At 71.5% G+C, this 15,387-nt stretch carries 13 protein-coding genes; 9 read left to right on the plus strand and 4 right to left on the minus strand.

Annotated elements, in window-relative coordinates; translation table 11 throughout:
* Positions 1-37: 37 nt before the first annotated feature.
* Entirely contained in the window at positions 38-1,261 is a 1,224-nt protein-coding gene (locus BLW14_RS16840) for a cytochrome P450 (RefSeq protein ID WP_093708085.1), read from the plus strand.
* Positions 1,262-1,292: 31 nt separating this feature from the next.
* Here BLW14_RS16840 and BLW14_RS16845 read toward each other — a convergent pair whose 3' ends face one another.
* Positions 1,293-2,144 carry a diacylglycerol kinase family protein gene (locus BLW14_RS16845; RefSeq protein WP_093708086.1) on the minus strand — a complete coding sequence of 284 codons (852 nt, stop codon included), beginning with the start codon at positions 2,142-2,144 and terminating at the stop codon, positions 1,293-1,295.
* A gap of 186 nt (positions 2,145-2,330) precedes the next feature.
* Here BLW14_RS16845 and BLW14_RS16850 point away from each other — a divergent pair, with 186 nt between their 5' ends.
* The 4 genes from BLW14_RS16850 (at position 2,331) to dnaN (ending at position 7,070) form a co-directional block, all read left to right on the plus strand.
* Positions 2,331-3,614 carry an adenylosuccinate synthase gene (locus BLW14_RS16850; RefSeq protein ID WP_026243029.1) on the plus strand — a complete coding sequence of 428 codons (1,284 nt, stop codon included), beginning with the start codon at positions 2,331-2,333 and terminating at the stop codon, positions 3,612-3,614.
* Between the two features lie 193 nt (positions 3,615-3,807).
* Positions 3,808-4,698: a glycoside hydrolase family 19 protein gene (locus BLW14_RS16855; RefSeq protein ID WP_177154222.1), complete on the plus strand. Its 891-nt coding sequence runs from the start codon at positions 3,808-3,810 to the stop codon at positions 4,696-4,698.
* A gap of 186 nt (positions 4,699-4,884) precedes the next feature.
* Positions 4,885-5,778, plus strand: coding sequence for a glycoside hydrolase family 19 protein (locus tag BLW14_RS16860; protein ID WP_093708088.1), 894 nt, complete (start codon positions 4,885-4,887; stop codon positions 5,776-5,778).
* Positions 5,779-5,927: 149 nt separating this feature from the next.
* Complete coding sequence (dnaN, locus tag BLW14_RS16865; RefSeq protein ID WP_093708089.1) at positions 5,928-7,070, plus strand: DNA polymerase III subunit beta; 1,143 nt, start codon at positions 5,928-5,930, stop codon at positions 7,068-7,070.
* A gap of 71 nt (positions 7,071-7,141) precedes the next feature.
* Here dnaN and BLW14_RS16870 read toward each other — a convergent pair whose 3' ends face one another.
* Together BLW14_RS16870 and BLW14_RS16875 are read right to left on the minus strand one after the other, a co-directional pair.
* On the minus strand, positions 7,142-9,133 hold the full coding sequence (locus tag BLW14_RS16870) for a hypothetical protein (RefSeq protein WP_093710757.1): 1,992 nt from the start codon (positions 9,131-9,133) through the stop codon (positions 7,142-7,144).
* Between the two features lie 158 nt (positions 9,134-9,291).
* Positions 9,292-11,493: a serine/threonine-protein kinase gene (locus BLW14_RS16875; RefSeq protein WP_093708090.1), complete on the minus strand. Its 2,202-nt coding sequence runs from the start codon at positions 11,491-11,493 to the stop codon at positions 9,292-9,294.
* Between the two features lie 142 nt (positions 11,494-11,635).
* Here BLW14_RS16875 and BLW14_RS16880 point away from each other — a divergent pair, with 142 nt between their 5' ends.
* The gene (locus BLW14_RS16880; RefSeq protein ID WP_093708091.1) at positions 11,636-12,352 is read left to right on the plus strand and encodes a GntR family transcriptional regulator; all 717 of its coding nucleotides are present in this window, start codon (positions 11,636-11,638) and stop codon (positions 12,350-12,352) included.
* A gap of 126 nt (positions 12,353-12,478) precedes the next feature.
* A complete protein-coding gene (locus BLW14_RS16885; RefSeq protein ID WP_093708092.1) occupies positions 12,479-13,129 on the plus strand; it encodes a hypothetical protein in 651 nt (216 codons plus the stop codon).
* 33 nt (positions 13,130-13,162) lie between these two features.
* On the opposite strand, the gene BLW14_RS16890 is transcribed toward BLW14_RS16885, so the two are convergent.
* Positions 13,163-13,945, minus strand: coding sequence for an SLATT domain-containing protein (locus tag BLW14_RS16890; protein WP_093708093.1), 783 nt, complete (start codon positions 13,943-13,945; stop codon positions 13,163-13,165).
* Positions 13,946-14,334: 389 nt separating this feature from the next.
* Here BLW14_RS16890 and BLW14_RS16895 point away from each other — a divergent pair, with 389 nt between their 5' ends.
* Positions 14,335-14,673: a YbaB/EbfC family nucleoid-associated protein gene (locus BLW14_RS16895; protein WP_093710758.1), complete on the plus strand. Its 339-nt coding sequence runs from the start codon at positions 14,335-14,337 to the stop codon at positions 14,671-14,673.
* 79 nt (positions 14,674-14,752) lie between these two features.
* Positions 14,753-15,352, plus strand: coding sequence for a recombination mediator RecR (gene recR / locus BLW14_RS16900; protein WP_018514171.1), 600 nt, complete (start codon positions 14,753-14,755; stop codon positions 15,350-15,352).
* Positions 15,353-15,387 lie beyond the last annotated feature (35 nt).

Raw genomic sequence — 15,387 nt, forward strand, 5'->3', positions numbered from 1 at the left:
CCGGCCCCGCCCCGGAGCGGCCGGTTAGCGTCGGGTCATGGAACAGCCCAGCGCCTCCCCCGCCCTCTTCGACCCCTGGTCGGCGGCGTTCGTCGCCGATCCGCACCCCGCCTACGCCGAGCTGCGTGCCACCGGCCGGGCACACTGGTTCGAGGCCACCGACCAGTGGCTCGTCCCGCATTACGCCGACGTGTCGGCCCTGCTGCGTGACCGGCGGCTGGGGCGCACGTATCTGCACCGGTTCACGCACGAGGAGTTCGGCCGGACGCCGCCGCCCCCGGAGCACGAGCCGTTCGAGACGCTCAACGGGCAGGGGCTGCTGGACCTCGAAGCGCCGGACCACACGCGCATCCGGCGTCTGGTGTCCAAGGCGTTCACCCCGCGCACTGTCGAACAGCTCGTCCCCACCGTCCGGCGGCTGGCCGCCGGACTCGTCGACGACTTCGTCGAGCAGGGCGGGGGCGACCTGCTCTCCGCCGTCGCCGAGCCGCTGCCCGTCGCCGTGATCGCCGAGATGCTCGGCATTCCGGAGTCCGACCGCGCCCCGCTCCGGCCCTGGTCCGCCGCGATCTGCGGAATGTTCGAGCTCAACCCGTCCGAGGAGACCGCCCGCGCCGCCGTCCGCGCCTCGCTCGAATTCTCCGCGTATCTGCGCGAGCTGATCGCCGAGCGGAGGGCGAACCCGGGTACTGATCTCATCTCGGCCCTCGTCGCCGCCCACGACGAGGGCGAGCGGCTGACCGAGCAGGAGATGGTCTCCACCTGTGTCCTCCTTCTGAACGCCGGGCACGAGGCGACCGTCAACACCACGGTCAACGGCTGGTGGACGCTGCTGCGCCACCCCGGACAACTGGCCGCCCTGCGCGCCGACCACGGTCTGCTGCCGACGGCGCTGGAAGAGCTGATGCGGTACGACACCCCCCTCCAGATGTTCGAGCGCTGGGTCCTGGACGACATCGAGATCGACGGCACGGTCATCCCGCGGGGCTCCGAGGTGGCCCTGCTCTTCGGCTCCGCCAACCGCGACCCGGCCCGTTTCACCGAACCGGACACCCTCGACCTCGCCCGGCGGGAGAACCCGCACATCACCTTCGGCGCCGGTATCCACTTCTGCCTGGGCGCCCCGCTGGCCCGCGTCGAGCTGGCCGCCTCCTTCGGCGAGCTGCTGCGCAAGGCACCGGGCCTGCGACTGGCCGCCGAACCGGAGTGGAACCCCGGCTACGTCATCCGGGGTCTGAAGGAGCTGCGGGTCGAGGTGTGAGCCCGAGGGCGGCGAACCTGCCCCCGCCCCGCTACCGAACCGGAAGCATCAGCCCCCAGGCCCCGGCCCGTACCGTCCACGTCCGCGTCCGCACCGGCCCCGCGACCTGTATGTCCGCCCGGTAGCGGAAATCGGCCCCCGAGACCGTGACCGCCTTGGCCTCCGTGGTGACCGGATCGGCGTCCGGCGCGTCGATCGTCACGGCCGCCACGCCGTCGTCACCGCACCGGGAGGTCACCGTCACCGAGGCGACCGGGCGGTCCAGGTCGTTCAGCACGACGCCGTCGGCCTCCACGCGCAGGCGGTGCGTCGAGGACGCGGCGGGCGGCTCCGGGGGCGCGGGGCGTACCAGGGTACGGACCAGGGAGCGGCAGGTGTCCCAGACGGCGGTCACGCCCGAGCGGTCGGTCCCCGTGCCCGGAGCGCTGTTCAGCGCGGGGATGCGCAGCGCGCCCAGGACCACGCCGTCGCTGTCGTCGACGAGCAGGTCCAGCCGGCGCACCGCCCCGTCCAGCGCCGTGCGCGCCGCCGCCACGGCGCCGTTCGGTACGCCGAGCGAGTGAGCCAGTTCCAGGGCGTCCGAGGCGCCGACCGGGACGAGCGAGAGCGCGCTCATGGCGGGTTCCCGCTCCCGGTGCAGCAGGGACACCGCACGCCGCAGCGCCCGGTCGTCGCCGATCACCACCGGCCGCCGGCCACCCCGGCGGGCCAGCGCCCGGGCGAATTCCCCGGGGCTGTCCGGGAGGCAGATCTTGGCGTGCGAGCCCGCGCTCAGCACGTCCTTCGCGATGCGTACGGACTCGCCGTCCGTGCGGCGGGCGACCGGATCGACCACCACCAGCAGATGGGGCGCGCCGTTACCGGGGGGCTGGGCAGCCGACACCTCGGACCTTCCTCGGGTAGCATCTTGGTGCAAGAGCCCCTTGCGCTATTGCGCCAGGGGTTTCGTCTATTCCGGGGCACCCGGTTCGACGGTTCGGACTGTGCCGTACAACGACGTACGGCATGAACGGCGTTTTCGTACGCCCCCTGACCTTGGACATGCCCCGCCCGGAAGGGGTGTACGCCTGTGCCCGCACTTGTGCTGCTCGGTGCTCAGTGGGGTGACGAGGGCAAGGGAAAGGCCACCGACCTGCTCGGTGGATCCGTGGACTATGTGGTGCGCTACCAGGGCGGCAACAACGCCGGCCACACGGTCGTCGTCGGCGACCAGAAGTACGCACTGCATCTCCTCCCCTCCGGCATCCTGTCACCGGGGTGTACCCCGGTCATCGGTAACGGTGTCGTCGTCGACCCGGCGGTCCTGCTCTCCGAGCTGAGTGGGCTCAACGACCGCGGCGTGGACACGTCCAAGCTGCTGATCAGCGGCAACGCTCATTTGATCACCCCGTACAACGTCACCGTCGACAAGGTGACGGAACGGTTCCTCGGCAAGCGCAAGATCGGCACCACCGGGCGCGGCATCGGCCCGACGTACGCCGACAAGATCAACCGGGTCGGCATCCGCGTCCAGGACCTCTACGACGAGTCGATCCTGGAGCAGAAGGTCGAGGCGGCCCTGGAGCAGAAGAACCAGCTTCTGGCCAAGGTCTTCAACCGGCGCGCCATCGAGGCCGGCAAGGTCGTCGAGGACATGCTCCAGTACGCGGAGCAGATCAAGCCGTACGTCGCGGACACGACGCTCGTCCTGAACAACGCCATTGACGAGGGCAAGGTCGTCCTGTTCGAGGGCGGCCAGGGCACGCTGCTCGACGTCGACCACGGCACGTACCCGTTCGTGACCTCGTCGAACCCGACCGCGGGCGGCGCCTGCACCGGTGCCGGCGTCGGTCCGACCAAGATCAGCCGCGTCATCGGCATCCTCAAGGCGTACACCACCCGCGTCGGCGCCGGCCCGTTCCCCACGGAGCTGCTCGACGAGGACGGCGAGGCGCTGCGCCGGATCGGCGGCGAGCGCGGTGTCACCACCGGCCGTGACCGCCGGTGCGGCTGGTTCGACGCGGTCATCGCGCGGTACGCGACCCGGGTCAACGGCCTCACCGACTTCTTCCTCACCAAGCTGGACGTGCTGACCGGCTGGGAGCAGATCCCGGTGTGCGTGGCGTACGAGATCGACGGCAAGCGCGTCGAGGAGCTCCCGTACAACCAGACCGACTTCCACCACGCGAAGCCGGTCTACGAGATGCTCCCGGGCTGGTCCGAGGACATCACCAAGGCGAAGACGTTCGCCGACCTGCCGAAGAACGCGCAGGCGTACGTGAAGGCGCTGGAGGAGATGTCCGGCGCCCCGATCTCCGCGATCGGTGTCGGTCCCGGCCGGACCGAGACCATCGAGATCAACTCGTTCCTGTAGACACGCAGGTACGCGGGAGGGCCGGGGCGGCGGTTGAGCCCCGGCCCTCCCGCGTGTGTCGTCGCGGCGACTCCGGCTGGTCTAGACCTTGACAGGTCCAGACCAGCGACGGTTGGGTGCAGGGATGCCCGCACGGCCCGCCGCCGAGGTGTGCGGCGAGCCATGCCCGTCCTCGCCGAAGGAGTGAGCAGCGCTGAACCGCATCAAGAGCATCCTGACCGTACTGGGCGCAGTCGTCGCGACGGCTGCCTTTCTGCCCGCGGCCGCCACCGCCGCGCCGGCCGCCGCGGACACCGGCGGTTCCGCCCCGTGCGCACCCCTGTGGGACTCCTCGACCGCCTACCCGGCCGGTGGCGCGGTCTCGCACCACGGCCGCAACTGGACGGCGAAGTGGTGGACGCGGAACGAGAATCCGGGTGCCACCAGCGTCTGGGCGGACGCGGGCGCCTGTACGGGAGGGGTCTCGGACTTCGTCATCAGTGAGGCGGAGTTCGACGAGATCTTCCCCGAGCGCGACTCCTTCTACACGTACCAGGGCCTGATCGACGCGCTGCACGCGTACCCGCGGTTCGCGAACACCGGGACCGAGCAGACCAGGGCCCGGGAGGCCGCGGCCTTCCTGACGCACGCCGACTTCGAGTCGGTCGGCCTGCGGTACGTGAAGGAGATCAACGAGGCCAACTACTGGATCAAGTGCGACTACAGCCAGCCGTTCGGCTGCCCGGCCGGCCAGTCCGCGTACTACGGGCGGGGGCCGATCATGTTCAGCTGGAACTTCAACTACAAGGCGGCCGGGGACGCCCTCGGGCTCGACCTGCTCAACGACCCGTGGATGGTCGAGCGCGATCCGTCGGTCGCCTGGCAGACCGCGCTCTGGTACTGGAACACCCAGAACGGGCCCGGCACGATGACGTCCCACGACGCCATGGTCGGCGGCGCGGGCTTCGGTGAGACCATCCGCTCGCTCAACGGCTCGCTGGAGTGCAACGGCGGCAATCCCGGCTCGGTGCTGGCGCGGGTGGCCAAGTACGAGCACATCACCGACGTCGTCGGGGTGAACCCGGGCTCGGGCCTTACCTGCTGATACGCGTTCAAACCCCAGGGCCGCCGCGATCCCGCCTCGTGGATGGGCCCCGGGGTTCTTCCGTCGGGAGTGTCCCCATTTTTGGTCTAGACCTTGACAGGTCCAGACCAACCGCGCTTGAGTGACGGCAACCCCCCACAGCGGTGCACCGCGACGACCGGTGCTCCGCGCCGAAGGAGTGTGCTGATGTTCCGTCGCATCATGGGCCTGCTCGCCGCGCTGGGCGCGGTCGTCGCCGGGCTCGTCGTACTCCCCGCCGCCACCGCGTCGGCCGCCGACTGCGCGGCCGCCTGGAACGCCTCGTCCGTCTACACGGGCGGCGGTTCCGCCTCGTACAACGGGCACAACTGGACCGCCAAGTGGTGGACGCAGAACGAGAAGCCCGGCAGCTCCGACGTCTGGGCCGACCAGGGCGCCTGCGGAGGCGGCGGCACGGACCCGGGCGGCCCGGGGTCGTCCTCCGGCTTCGTGGTCAGCGAGGCGCAGTTCAACCAGATGTTCCCCGGCCGCAGTTCCTTCTACACGTACAGCGGGCTGGTCGCCGCCCTGGACGCCTACCCGGGCTTCGCCAACACCGGCAGCGACACCGTCAAGAAGCAGGAGGCCGCGGCCTTCCTCGCCAACGTCAGCCACGAGACCGGCGGACTGGTGTACATCGTCGAGCAGAACACCGCCAACTACCCGCACTACTGCGACAGCAGCCAGCCCTACGGGTGCCCGGCGGGCCAGGCCGCGTACTACGGACGCGGACCGATCCAGCTCAGCTGGAACTTCAACTACAAGGCCGCGGGCGACGCCCTCGGCATCGACCTGCTGCACAACCCGAACCTGGTGCAGACGGACGCGGCCGTGGCCTGGAAGACCGGCCTCTGGTACTGGAACACCCAGAACGGCCCCGGCACCATGACGGCCCACAACGCCATGGTCAACGGCGCCGGCTTCGGTGAGACGATCCGCTCCATCAACGGCTCCATCGAGTGCAACGGCGGCAACCCCGCCCAGGTCCAGAGCCGTATCGACAAGTACCAGGCGTTCACGCAGATCCTCGGCACCACGCCCGGATCCAACCTGAGCTGCTGACCAGCGCTTTCATCAGGCTGATTCACACGTGTGGGGGATGCCCCCGGCCCCGCGGCCGGGGGCATCCCCCGTCCCGTTGTCAGTGGTGGCCTCTAGCGTCGTGACCGTCGGGACCGCAGGCGGTCGGCGCACGAGGAGAGGTCACCACGATGGAGTTCCGGATCGAACGCGGCGAGCTGACGGACGCCGTCGCCTGGGCCGCCCGGGTGCTGCCCACCAGATCACCCGTGCCCGTCCTGGGCGGCCTGCTGCTGGAGGCGGCGGACGGCAGGCTGAGCATCTCCGGCCTGGACTACGAGGCGTCCGCCCGCATCGAGGTCGAGGCCAGGACCGACCGGCCCGGGAGGGTCCTGGTCATGGGCCGCCGCCTGCTCGACGTGTGCAAGGTGCTGCCCGAGGGGCCGGTCGAGTGCGCGGTCGAGGGCTCCCGGTTCACGGTCACGGCAGGCGGCGCCGGATTCGGCCTGTCCGTCCTCCCGTTGGACGACTACCCCGCGCTGCCGCCGCTGCCGGAAGTCCTCGGCGAGGTCGACGGGCAGGAGTTCGCGGCAGCCGTCGCCGACGTGTCGGTGGCCGCGGGCCGGGACGACACCCTCCCCACGCTCACCGGTATCCGTCTGGGGCTCGACGGCGGGCGCATGACCCTGGCCGCCACGGACCGCTACCGCTTCGCGGTCCGTACGCTCGACTGGCGTCCCGCCACCCAGGGCGTCACGGCCGACGTCGTCGTATCGGCCCGTCGGCTCAGCGAGATCGCCCGCTCGGTCGGCGCCCGCCCCGGTGCGCTCCGCCTCGCCCTGGACAGCGGCTCGGCCGGGTTCGAGCGCGAGTCCATGCGCACCACGGTCCGGCTGCTCGACGGCCGGCTCCCCCGCCACGACAAGCTGTTCGTACTGGACAGCCCGGTCAGAGCGGTGACCGAGCGAGAGCCGCTGGTCGAGGCCGTGAAGCGGGTCGCGGTGGTGGCGGACGGCGACAGCCCGCTCCAGTTCGCCTTCGCGGACGGCTCCGTCCTGCTCCGGGCCGGTTACGAGGACGACGTGGCCTCCCAGCGCCTGCCCGCCGGCCTCCTGGGCGCCGAGGAGATCACCGTCGCGTTCAACCCCTCGTACCTGATGGACGCGCTGGCCTCGTTCGACACCCCGGTCGTCCGGTTCCAGCTCATCGGCCAGGGCCAGCGCGCCATGATCACCGGGCATCCGGACCACGAGGACGCGGCGGCCGCAGCGGACGGGGCGGGGGACACGGTCCACCAGCACCTGCTCATGTCCGTACGCCCGATGGTCCAGTGAGCACGACGGCCGCGGGGCCGGGGATGACTGTTCTCCCCGGCCCCGCGTTCACAACTTCCCGGAGTCCCGGGTCACTTCGTGAAGATGAAGTACTTCCAGGCGCTGTGCGTCGTCGTGTTGACGTTGTCGCCCGACGTGTTGTTCACGTAGGAGGAACGGATCCGCATCCGGTAGCCCGTCTCATGGGCGCCGGTCAGCGTCACGTAGGTCTTTCCGGCGGTGCCCAGCTTGAAGTACTGCGAGCCCGCGTCGTACCACTTGCCCTGGTAGTAGAGCTCCAGGGACAGGCGGAACTTGCGGTTCTTGTAGTAGCTCATCGTCGTGCCGAAGACCGGGTTGGTCTTCTTGTGGAAGTAGGCGTACGACTGCGAGCCGATCTTCGCCGTCCGGTACTGCTTGGAGACCGAGGTCGAGACCTTCACCTTCGCGTAGGCGACGGAGCTGACCGTCTTGGACGCGGAGCGTCCGTCGCCCTTGAAAACGGCGGTGACGGTCGTGTCCCGGGTCATGTCGACGGTCGTGGACAGGTTGCCCTTGGAGTTGACCTTGCCGGTCTTCGCCAGCTTCTTCGGCTTGTCCTTGCCGAACGGGTCCACCCAGAGTTCGACGGTGCGGTTCTTGTACGTCTTGCCGAGGTGCGCGGTGAACGAGACGTCGGTGCCATAGGCGTAGACCGCCTTGTTGCGGTTCAGGGTCAGCGAGGTGGCTGTCCGGGAGACGGCGACCTTGTCGCTGCCCGACGCCGCGGAGTGCGTGGCGTCACCGGCGTAGGAGACCTTGTACGTGACCGTGCCGCCCGCGGGCGGGGTGTCGCTGAAGGAGAACGTGCCGTCCGACTTCAGCTTAACGGCGGCCAGCGCCTTGCCCTTGGGGGACTCGATGTCGGTACGGGTCACCGTCGCCACGGCGCCCGACGGGAAGGCACCGTCCGACTTCACCTTGCCGGTGACGGTGAGCTTCTTGGCGCGGGTCGCCTTCGACGGGGCGCTGACCGTCACCGTCGTGCGGTACTTGACCGGGTCGGTGAGCACCCGCAACGAGCGGACGCCCGCGCTGTTGACCGTGACGGCGAACAGCCGGCTGGTGTCCGGTGCCCAGGCCAGACCGGACGGGTCCAGGGTGTCCGAGCCGCTGCTGTTCCCGGTGTTGGGGAAGTCGTACGTCCGGACCGGCTTCGTGGCCGAGCCCTGCTTGTAGACGTACACGTCCGGCTCGTACCAGCCGTCGATGCCGGCGGCGACCGTCCCGTCCGGGGCGATGTCGACCGCGTTGGGATACGCGTCGGACGGATAGGCGATCGTCGGTGCGAGGTCCGTGGTGCTGTACGCCTGGTGGACGTACGGGGCGCCGCTGGCGACCACGAGCTGTGTGCCGTCCGGGCTGAGCGCGAGGTCGTGCATGTTGGCGCCGTTTGTGCTCGTCGACGCGGTCCGGACGGCCGTCCCCGAGGCCACGTCGTAGACAGCCAGGTCCGTCGGGCTCTGGGTCTCGATACCGGCGGCCAGCACATTCGGCGCCCCCGGGGTCGAGGCCAGCGTCGGCGCCGCGTACCAGGTGCCGTCGGTGTCCTGCTCCAGGGCCACCACCGGCTCGGCGCCGGACAGGTCGAGCGACCCGATGTGACCCTGGCCGGCCGAGCCGTAGCCGAACCAGAGCTTGCCGCCGGCCAGCGCCGGGAACTTCGGGTCCGTGCCGCCCCCCGTCGCATACCGGGCGGACACGGCGAGTGCCGCCGTGTCGATCGCGACGATGGCGTCGGAGCCCGGGACGGCGGCGTACAACGTGCCGGAGTCCGCGGACAGTTCGAGTCCGGTCACCCCCGGCAGCGAGCCGATCCTGGCGATGACCGTGCCGCTGTAATCGGCGACGACGACCTTGCCCCCGGCCGGATCGCTGATGAAGACGCGCTTGTGCACGCCGTCGGCGACGATGTCGCCGACGGATGCGGCGGCGATCACCTTGCCGGAGTCGGCGGCGGCCGGGTCGGCCGCGCCCCCGATGAGCACAACTGAGCTGAAGAGCACCGCGATCGTGGTCGCGGTGGAGATTCTGCGCGTACGCAAGATGGTGTCTACCCCCACGGTGAAGGGACCGCCCGGCACCTGGAGATGAGAGAGGTGCGCGGTCCGGATCGCAGGTTATGACATGGGAGTGACAACTGGTACGCGCGGTCGGATTTTGACCGGGCCGCGTGGCTCCCGGAGCACCGCGGGACGTCCTGTCAGCCGGTCTTGGTGTACGTGAGCTTCTCGCCGCTGGACGTGTTCTCCCGGCTGAGGCTGCCGTCCGGGAGCAGGGTGAGCGTGGTCGGGGCGCCGGGGGTGCAGGAAGCAGCCGGCTCGCCCTCGGTCACGGTGGAGGGGCCGATCCGCACCGACTCGCCCTCGGCGGCCTCGGCAGTCAGGGGGGCCTCGAAGACGCAGCGGTAGGTGCCGCCGCTGTCGAGCGGGCCCTCGGCGGTCAGGGTGAGGACGGTGTCGCCCGCCTCGCCCTGGCGGATGACCAGTTCACGGGTGGAGTGGCCGGTGGCGTTGTCGATGCTGCCGGACCAGGAGCCGAGGTAGCCCTCGGGGACACCGCCCTCCTCGCCGTTGACCCCGTCGTCGCTCGGCGAGGGGTCGGGGGAGACGTCGGGGGAGGGGGACTCGTCGACGGCCTTCGTCGGGGAGGGACCCGCCGAGTGGGTGGGCCCCGCCGTGGGTGTTCCGTCCTTGTCGTTCATGAGCGCGTACACGGACCCGCCGGCCCCTATGGCGACCAGCAAGGCGACCACGATCAGGGCGATGGTGGAGCCGCTGCCCCTGCGGGCCGGTTCCGGCGCGGGGGCCGGGTGCTGGGTGCCGGCCGGGTAGCCGGGGCCGTACGGAGGAGTGGCGCCGGGACCGGGCTGCTGCGGGTAGCCGTACGGGTAGCCGTGGTCCGGGCTCGGCTGCTGCGGATAGCCGTAGGGCGGGCCCTGGTAGGGCTGCTGCGGATGGCCGAAGCCCTGGACGGGCTGCGGCTGGGCCGGCTGGTGCGGGTAGCCGTAGCCGGGCGGGGGCGGCGTGGCCGGGTGCGCGGCCGGCGGGGGTGTGACCCCGGCGGGGCCGGCCGCGATGGGCAGCGCGTGGACCGGGCCCGGCGTGGGTTGCCCGGGCGCCGGCTGCCCGGGGGAGGGGAGCGGGGTGGTCGGCAAGCTGGGGGCGTCGAGTATCTCGGTGGGCGGCTCGGGCTCCGGGTCGCCAGGGCCGGCTGCCGCCGTGACGGGGGCGGCCGGCTTGGTGAGGGGGACCGTGCCCTGCGGCACCGCGTCCCTCGGGCCCGCGCCCGCGCCGGGCCCCGCGCCGGGCCCCGCGCCCGGCACAGCGTCGGCCGGTGCCGTCTTGTCCGGCACCACGGCACCTGGCACCGCATCGGCCGGCACCGCAGCATCTGGCCCCGCCGCACCCGGCCCCGCAGCACCCGGCCCCCCAGCACCCGGCCCCGCCGCACCCGGCGCCACATGCTCCGGGTCCTCCGAGTCCAGCAGTTCCACCGCATGGCGCCCGAGTTGGGCGATGAGTGCGCCCGGCAGCCAGGGCTCCGAGCTGTCGTCGCCGTCCGCCAGCAGCCCCAGGATGTCGTCCGTGGTCGGCCTGGCCTGCGGGTCCTTGTGGAGGCATCCCCGGATGAGGTCGTCGAGGCCCGCCGTGACCCCGGTCAGGTCCGGGTCCTCCTGCGCGATGCGGAACAGCAGGGCGTGCATCTCGTTGGCCGCGGCGCCGAAGGGGAGCCGCCCGGTCAGGGCGTACGTCAGCACCGACCCCAGGCAGAAGACGTCGCTCGCCGCGCTGACCCGCTCGCCCCGCACCTGCTCCGGGGACATGAAGCCGGGCGAGCCGACCAGCGCGCCGGTGCGGGTGAGACCGCCGTCGGTGACGGTGTCCAGGGCCCGGGCTATCCCGAAGTCGATGACGCGGGGACCGTCGATCGTGAGCAGGATGTTGGAGGGCTTCAGGTCCCGGTGGATGAGGCCGGCCGTGTGGATGGCCTTCAGGGCGTGCGCGAGACCGGCACCGAGGATGCGGACGGACCGTTCCGGCAGGGGGCCGAACGTGCCGGGGGCCGGTCCGGATCCGGTGCCCGGCCCGCCCGAGACGGTGGTGTGGAGGGACGGCCCCGCCACGTATCCGGTGGCGACCCACGGCACGTCGGCCTCGGTGTCGGCGTCCAGCACGGGGGCGGTCCAGGTGGAGCCCACCGTGCGGGCGGCCCGTACCTCCTGCCGGAACCGGTCGCGGAACACCTGCTGGGCGGCGAGTTCCTCGCGTACGAGCTTGAGCGCGACCGTACGGCCGCGGTCGGAACGGGCCAGATAGACCTGGCCCATGCCGCCCGCGCCGAGGCGCCCCAGCAAGCGGTAGGCGCCGATGCGCTGTGGATCGGTGGACCCGAGCTTCTCCATGGTGTGCGGCCTCCCCCGTACGACAACACGCCGGACGGGGACGAGAATAGCGGCGTGGCCCGTCCCGCCGGGGGTGCCGGGGGCTCCTGACCGGTCCGGGGCCGGTCTAAGGTGACCCGGAACCGAATCGGGGAGGGGCGCCATGTGCGCGAGCGGAGCCGTTACCCGCAGCACCCTGCGGCAGCAGATCGCGGACGCGCTGCGTGACGAGGTGCTCGCCGGGCGTCTGCTGCCGGGGCGGGAGTTCACCGTCAAGCAGATCGCCGAGCAGTACGGGGTCTCCGCGACGCCCGTCCGCGAGGCGCTGTTCGACCTGTCCGCGCAGGGGCTCCTCGAATCCGACCAGCACCGCGGCTTCCGGGTGCACCAGTTCACGGTCGCGGACTACCGGGCGATGGTGGAGGCCCGCACCCTGGTCATGGACGGGGTCATCCGGGGCGTCTTCCACGACCCGGTCCCCGAGCGGCGCACCGACTACCGGGACGCACTCGTGTCCGTACGCCGACGTGCCGAGGAGGCCGCCCGCGCCGCGCGCTCCGGGGACCTGGACATCCTCATCGGCTACGACCTGCGCTTCTGGCGCGAGCTGGGCGGCCTCATCGGCAACAGTTACATCAGCGACTTCCTGCACCGGCTGCGCGTCCAGGCATGGGTGTTCGCCGTGCCGTACCTGCGGGGCGACGCGGACCTGCGGGACTGGCTGTGGAACGGCCACGCCGAACTGGTCGCCGCGATCACCCACCGGGACCGCGAGGCCCTGCGCGCGGTGATCGACGGCTACAACGGCCACGCGCTGAGCTGGGCGGACCGCCTGGCCGATCCGGAACCGGGCGCGGAGGAGGACCGGGGGCGCTCCTGACCCCCGCGGGCACCGGCCGCCGCCCCACCGCGCCCCGGTCCGGTCGTGAGCGACCACTGTGCGCGCGCTGCCTGCCGCATTACGCTGTCCCGACCACCGCACGCCCCCGTTGGAGAGCGAGACTTCGTGGCCTGTGACCTGTGGCTGGTCCCCCTCGTCGATGTGCTGTGCCACAGCCCCGACAACCCGTTCGCCGAAGAGATCGCCCTCTACGACAAGGCCCTGGGCGAGGCCGGACTGCCGCCCGTCCCCGTCTACGCGTACATGCCGGGACTGACCGGGGACGTGGCCCCGGTCGCGGGATTCGACTACGACGCCCTGCACTTCCTGCGCCGCGCCTACCTGCTCCGGCTCAGCGGCCTCGCCGTCACACCGGTCGACGAGCTGGGCGGGGACTACGAGCAGTTGCTGGAGATGTTCGAGCAGGCGGCCCGGCAGTCCCACCTGGTGTGGCACTTCGACCACGCGGGCGCGTACGTGCCCCTCGACTTCGCCGCCCCGGTCACCACCGACGACCTGCTGACGGGCGGCGGCCCGCTCGGCTCGGCCCACGGGCTGCTGCGCGAGCTGGAGTTCGTCGCCCCGGCCATCGGCATCGACCCGCTGAACCCGCCGCCCGCCCCGCTGCCGCCCGCCGCCCCCACCGAGCTGGAGGAACCGGCGAGCTCCGTCCCGTACGACGACGACCCCTTCGCCCGGGAGCGCCACGTCTGGCTCGGGCTGCACACCGCGGCCACCCGCAGCCTCGCCCAGGGATCGATGATCGTCTTCAGCTGACGCGGTCCGGCCCCGCCCGGGTCCCCGTACCGGTCAGCGCGGGGACTCCGGCGGCCGCTGCCGCGGCATGTTGGGCCGGCCCATCGACTGGAGCGGGAAGCGTCCCGGCACGCTCCCCGGTTCCGGGCGCCCGTTGCCTGAGCCGCCGGAGACCAGGGCCTGCATGCCCAACGGTGCGGGGCCGGCCCGGAACTCCACCATCCAGTCGGCGGTCTCCGACCGTACGAGCTCCGTGATGTCCTCGGAGAACCGCCGCAGCACCCCCAGGCACCGCTCGGTCGCCTCGCTCGCCGTGCCCTCGGCCGGGCCGAGCACCTCCCGTACGCACTCCGAGGCCCAGTCGAACCGGAGCACCTGGAGGCGCCGCTGCACGGCCTGCGCGGTCGCCAGGTTCCTTATCCAGCCCGAGGTCAGGCCGAAGTACCGGTCGCACGCCATGCACGCGGCGCCCAGCAGCAGCGACAGGTACCCCCAGCCTGCCGCGCCGTGCAGCGCGCCGGTCAGGTCGAGCAGCGGCAGGGCGGCGCCCGCGACCACCCCGGCCGCGGTGCCCATCCGCAGCGCCCTGGCCCCGCGCCGCTTCCAGAGGCGGTCGTTCAGATACCAGTCGGCGGTGCGCAGCGCGTCCGCCTCCAGCCACCGGTAGAGCTCGTCCAGCCGCTGGGCGGGCTCCCCCCAGTCGCCCAGCGGGAACGGCTCCCCGGTCAGGTCACGACCCCGCCCCGCACGGTCCTCGGTGCCGGAGCCCGTACCGGAGGGAGCGGCCGCACCCGGGCCGGACGTGCCGGACTTGCGGGGCGGCACTTCGGGCTGCATCTCCGGCTGACTCACCGGGGTACTCCTCTGCATGCTGCATAGCGACGCGTGCTCTCGACCGCGTACTCGACGACGGGGCGGATCTCTGCTCCCTGGCTGCTCGATGCCCCTGGACGCGACGGGCAGTCCCCCGTGCGTAACCATGCGTGACGGGAAGTATGCGCGTGCGTACCGGGACGCATGCCCTTCCTACCGCCGAATGGTGGGCCATGGGGTCGAAATCGCGGTATTCCCGGGTGCGTACGGCCTCTGGTCAGGTATAGGAGCCCCGGCACCGGTCTCCCGATCTCACCCGAAAGAGTTGCTCCTCGGCGGGTGGGGCGCGTCGCCCGGCGACAACGTAGGCTCGGCGTACCGAAACATTTGTCGTCGAAATGCCTGGAGTGACCGTGATTCCCGGTGGTGGTCAGCCCAATATGCAGCAGCTGCTGCAGCAGGCCCAGAAGATGCAGCAGGAGCTCGCGCAGGCCCAGGAGGAGCTCGCCAGGACCGAGGTCGACGGCCAGGCGGGCGGTGGTCTGGTCAGGGCGACGGTCAACGGCTCGGGTGAGCTGCGCGGCCTGGTGATCGATCCGAAGGCGGTGGACCCGGAGGACACCGAGACCCTCGCCGACCTCGTCGTCGCGGCGGTCCAGGCGGCCAACGAGAACGCCCAGCAGCTCCAGCAGCAGAAGCTCGGCCCGCTGACCGAGGGGCTGGGCGGCGGCATGCCCGGCCTGCGGTTCTGACCGACCGCATACCCAAGACCGTACGTACCCCCTACGGTACGTACCACGACTCGGCCGACTCAGTCAGGAAGGCGTTCCGTTGTACGAAGGCGTGGTTCAGGACCTCATCGACGAACTGGGCAGACTGCCCGGCGTCGGTCCCAAGAGCGCGCAGCGGATCGCCTTCCATGTGCTCCAGGCGGAGCCCACGGACGTACGGCGCCTGGCCCACGCCCTCCTGGAGGTCAAGGACAAGGTCCGCTTCTGCGCGGTCTGCGGCAATGTGGCCCAGCAGGAGGAGTGCGGCATCTGCCGCGACCAGCGCCGCGACCGGTCGGTCATCTGCGTGGTCGAGGAGCCGAAGGACGTCGTCGCGATCGAGCGGACCCGTGAGTTCCGGGGCCGCTACCACGTGCTGGGCGGGGCGATCAGCCCCATCGAGGGCGTCGGTCCGGACGATCTGCGCATCCGCGAGCTGCTGGCACGCCTCGCCGACGGCTCCATCACCGAACTGATCCTGGCGACCGACCCCAACCTGGAGGGCGAGGCCACCGCGACGTACCTGGCGCGGATGGTCAAGCCGATGGGGCTGCGGGTCACCCGGCTGGCCAGCGGTCTGCCGGTGGGCGGCGACCTGGAGTACGCGGACGAGGTCACGCTCGGCCGCGCCTTCGAGGGGAGGCGACTGCTGGATGTCTGACGGTTCCGCCGCCCCTCACGAGGGCTTTACGTTCA

It is taken from the genome of Streptomyces sp. 2131.1, assembly GCF_900105515.1.
In the GTDB taxonomy this organism is placed as follows: domain Bacteria; phylum Actinomycetota; class Actinomycetes; order Streptomycetales; family Streptomycetaceae; genus Streptomyces; species Streptomyces drozdowiczii.

Bases quoted from the DNA above. Each gene is read 5' to 3' on its own strand.
- BLW14_RS16840 (WP_093708085.1), top strand. From the start codon at position 38: ATGGAACAGCCCAGCGCCTCCCCCGCCCTCTTCGACCCCTGGTCGGCG.
- BLW14_RS16860 (WP_093708088.1), top strand. From the start codon at position 4,885: ATGTTCCGTCGCATCATGGGCCTGCTCGCCGCGCTGGGCGCGGTCGTC.
- dnaN (WP_093708089.1), top strand. From the start codon at position 5,928: ATGGAGTTCCGGATCGAACGCGGCGAGCTGACGGACGCCGTCGCCTGG.
- BLW14_RS16875 (WP_093708090.1), bottom strand. From the start codon at position 11,493: ATGGAGAAGCTCGGGTCCACCGATCCACAGCGCATCGGCGCCTACCGC.
- BLW14_RS16880 (WP_093708091.1), top strand. From the start codon at position 11,636: ATGTGCGCGAGCGGAGCCGTTACCCGCAGCACCCTGCGGCAGCAGATC.
- BLW14_RS16890 (WP_093708093.1), bottom strand. From the start codon at position 13,945: ATGCAGCCCGAAGTGCCGCCCCGCAAGTCCGGCACGTCCGGCCCGGGT.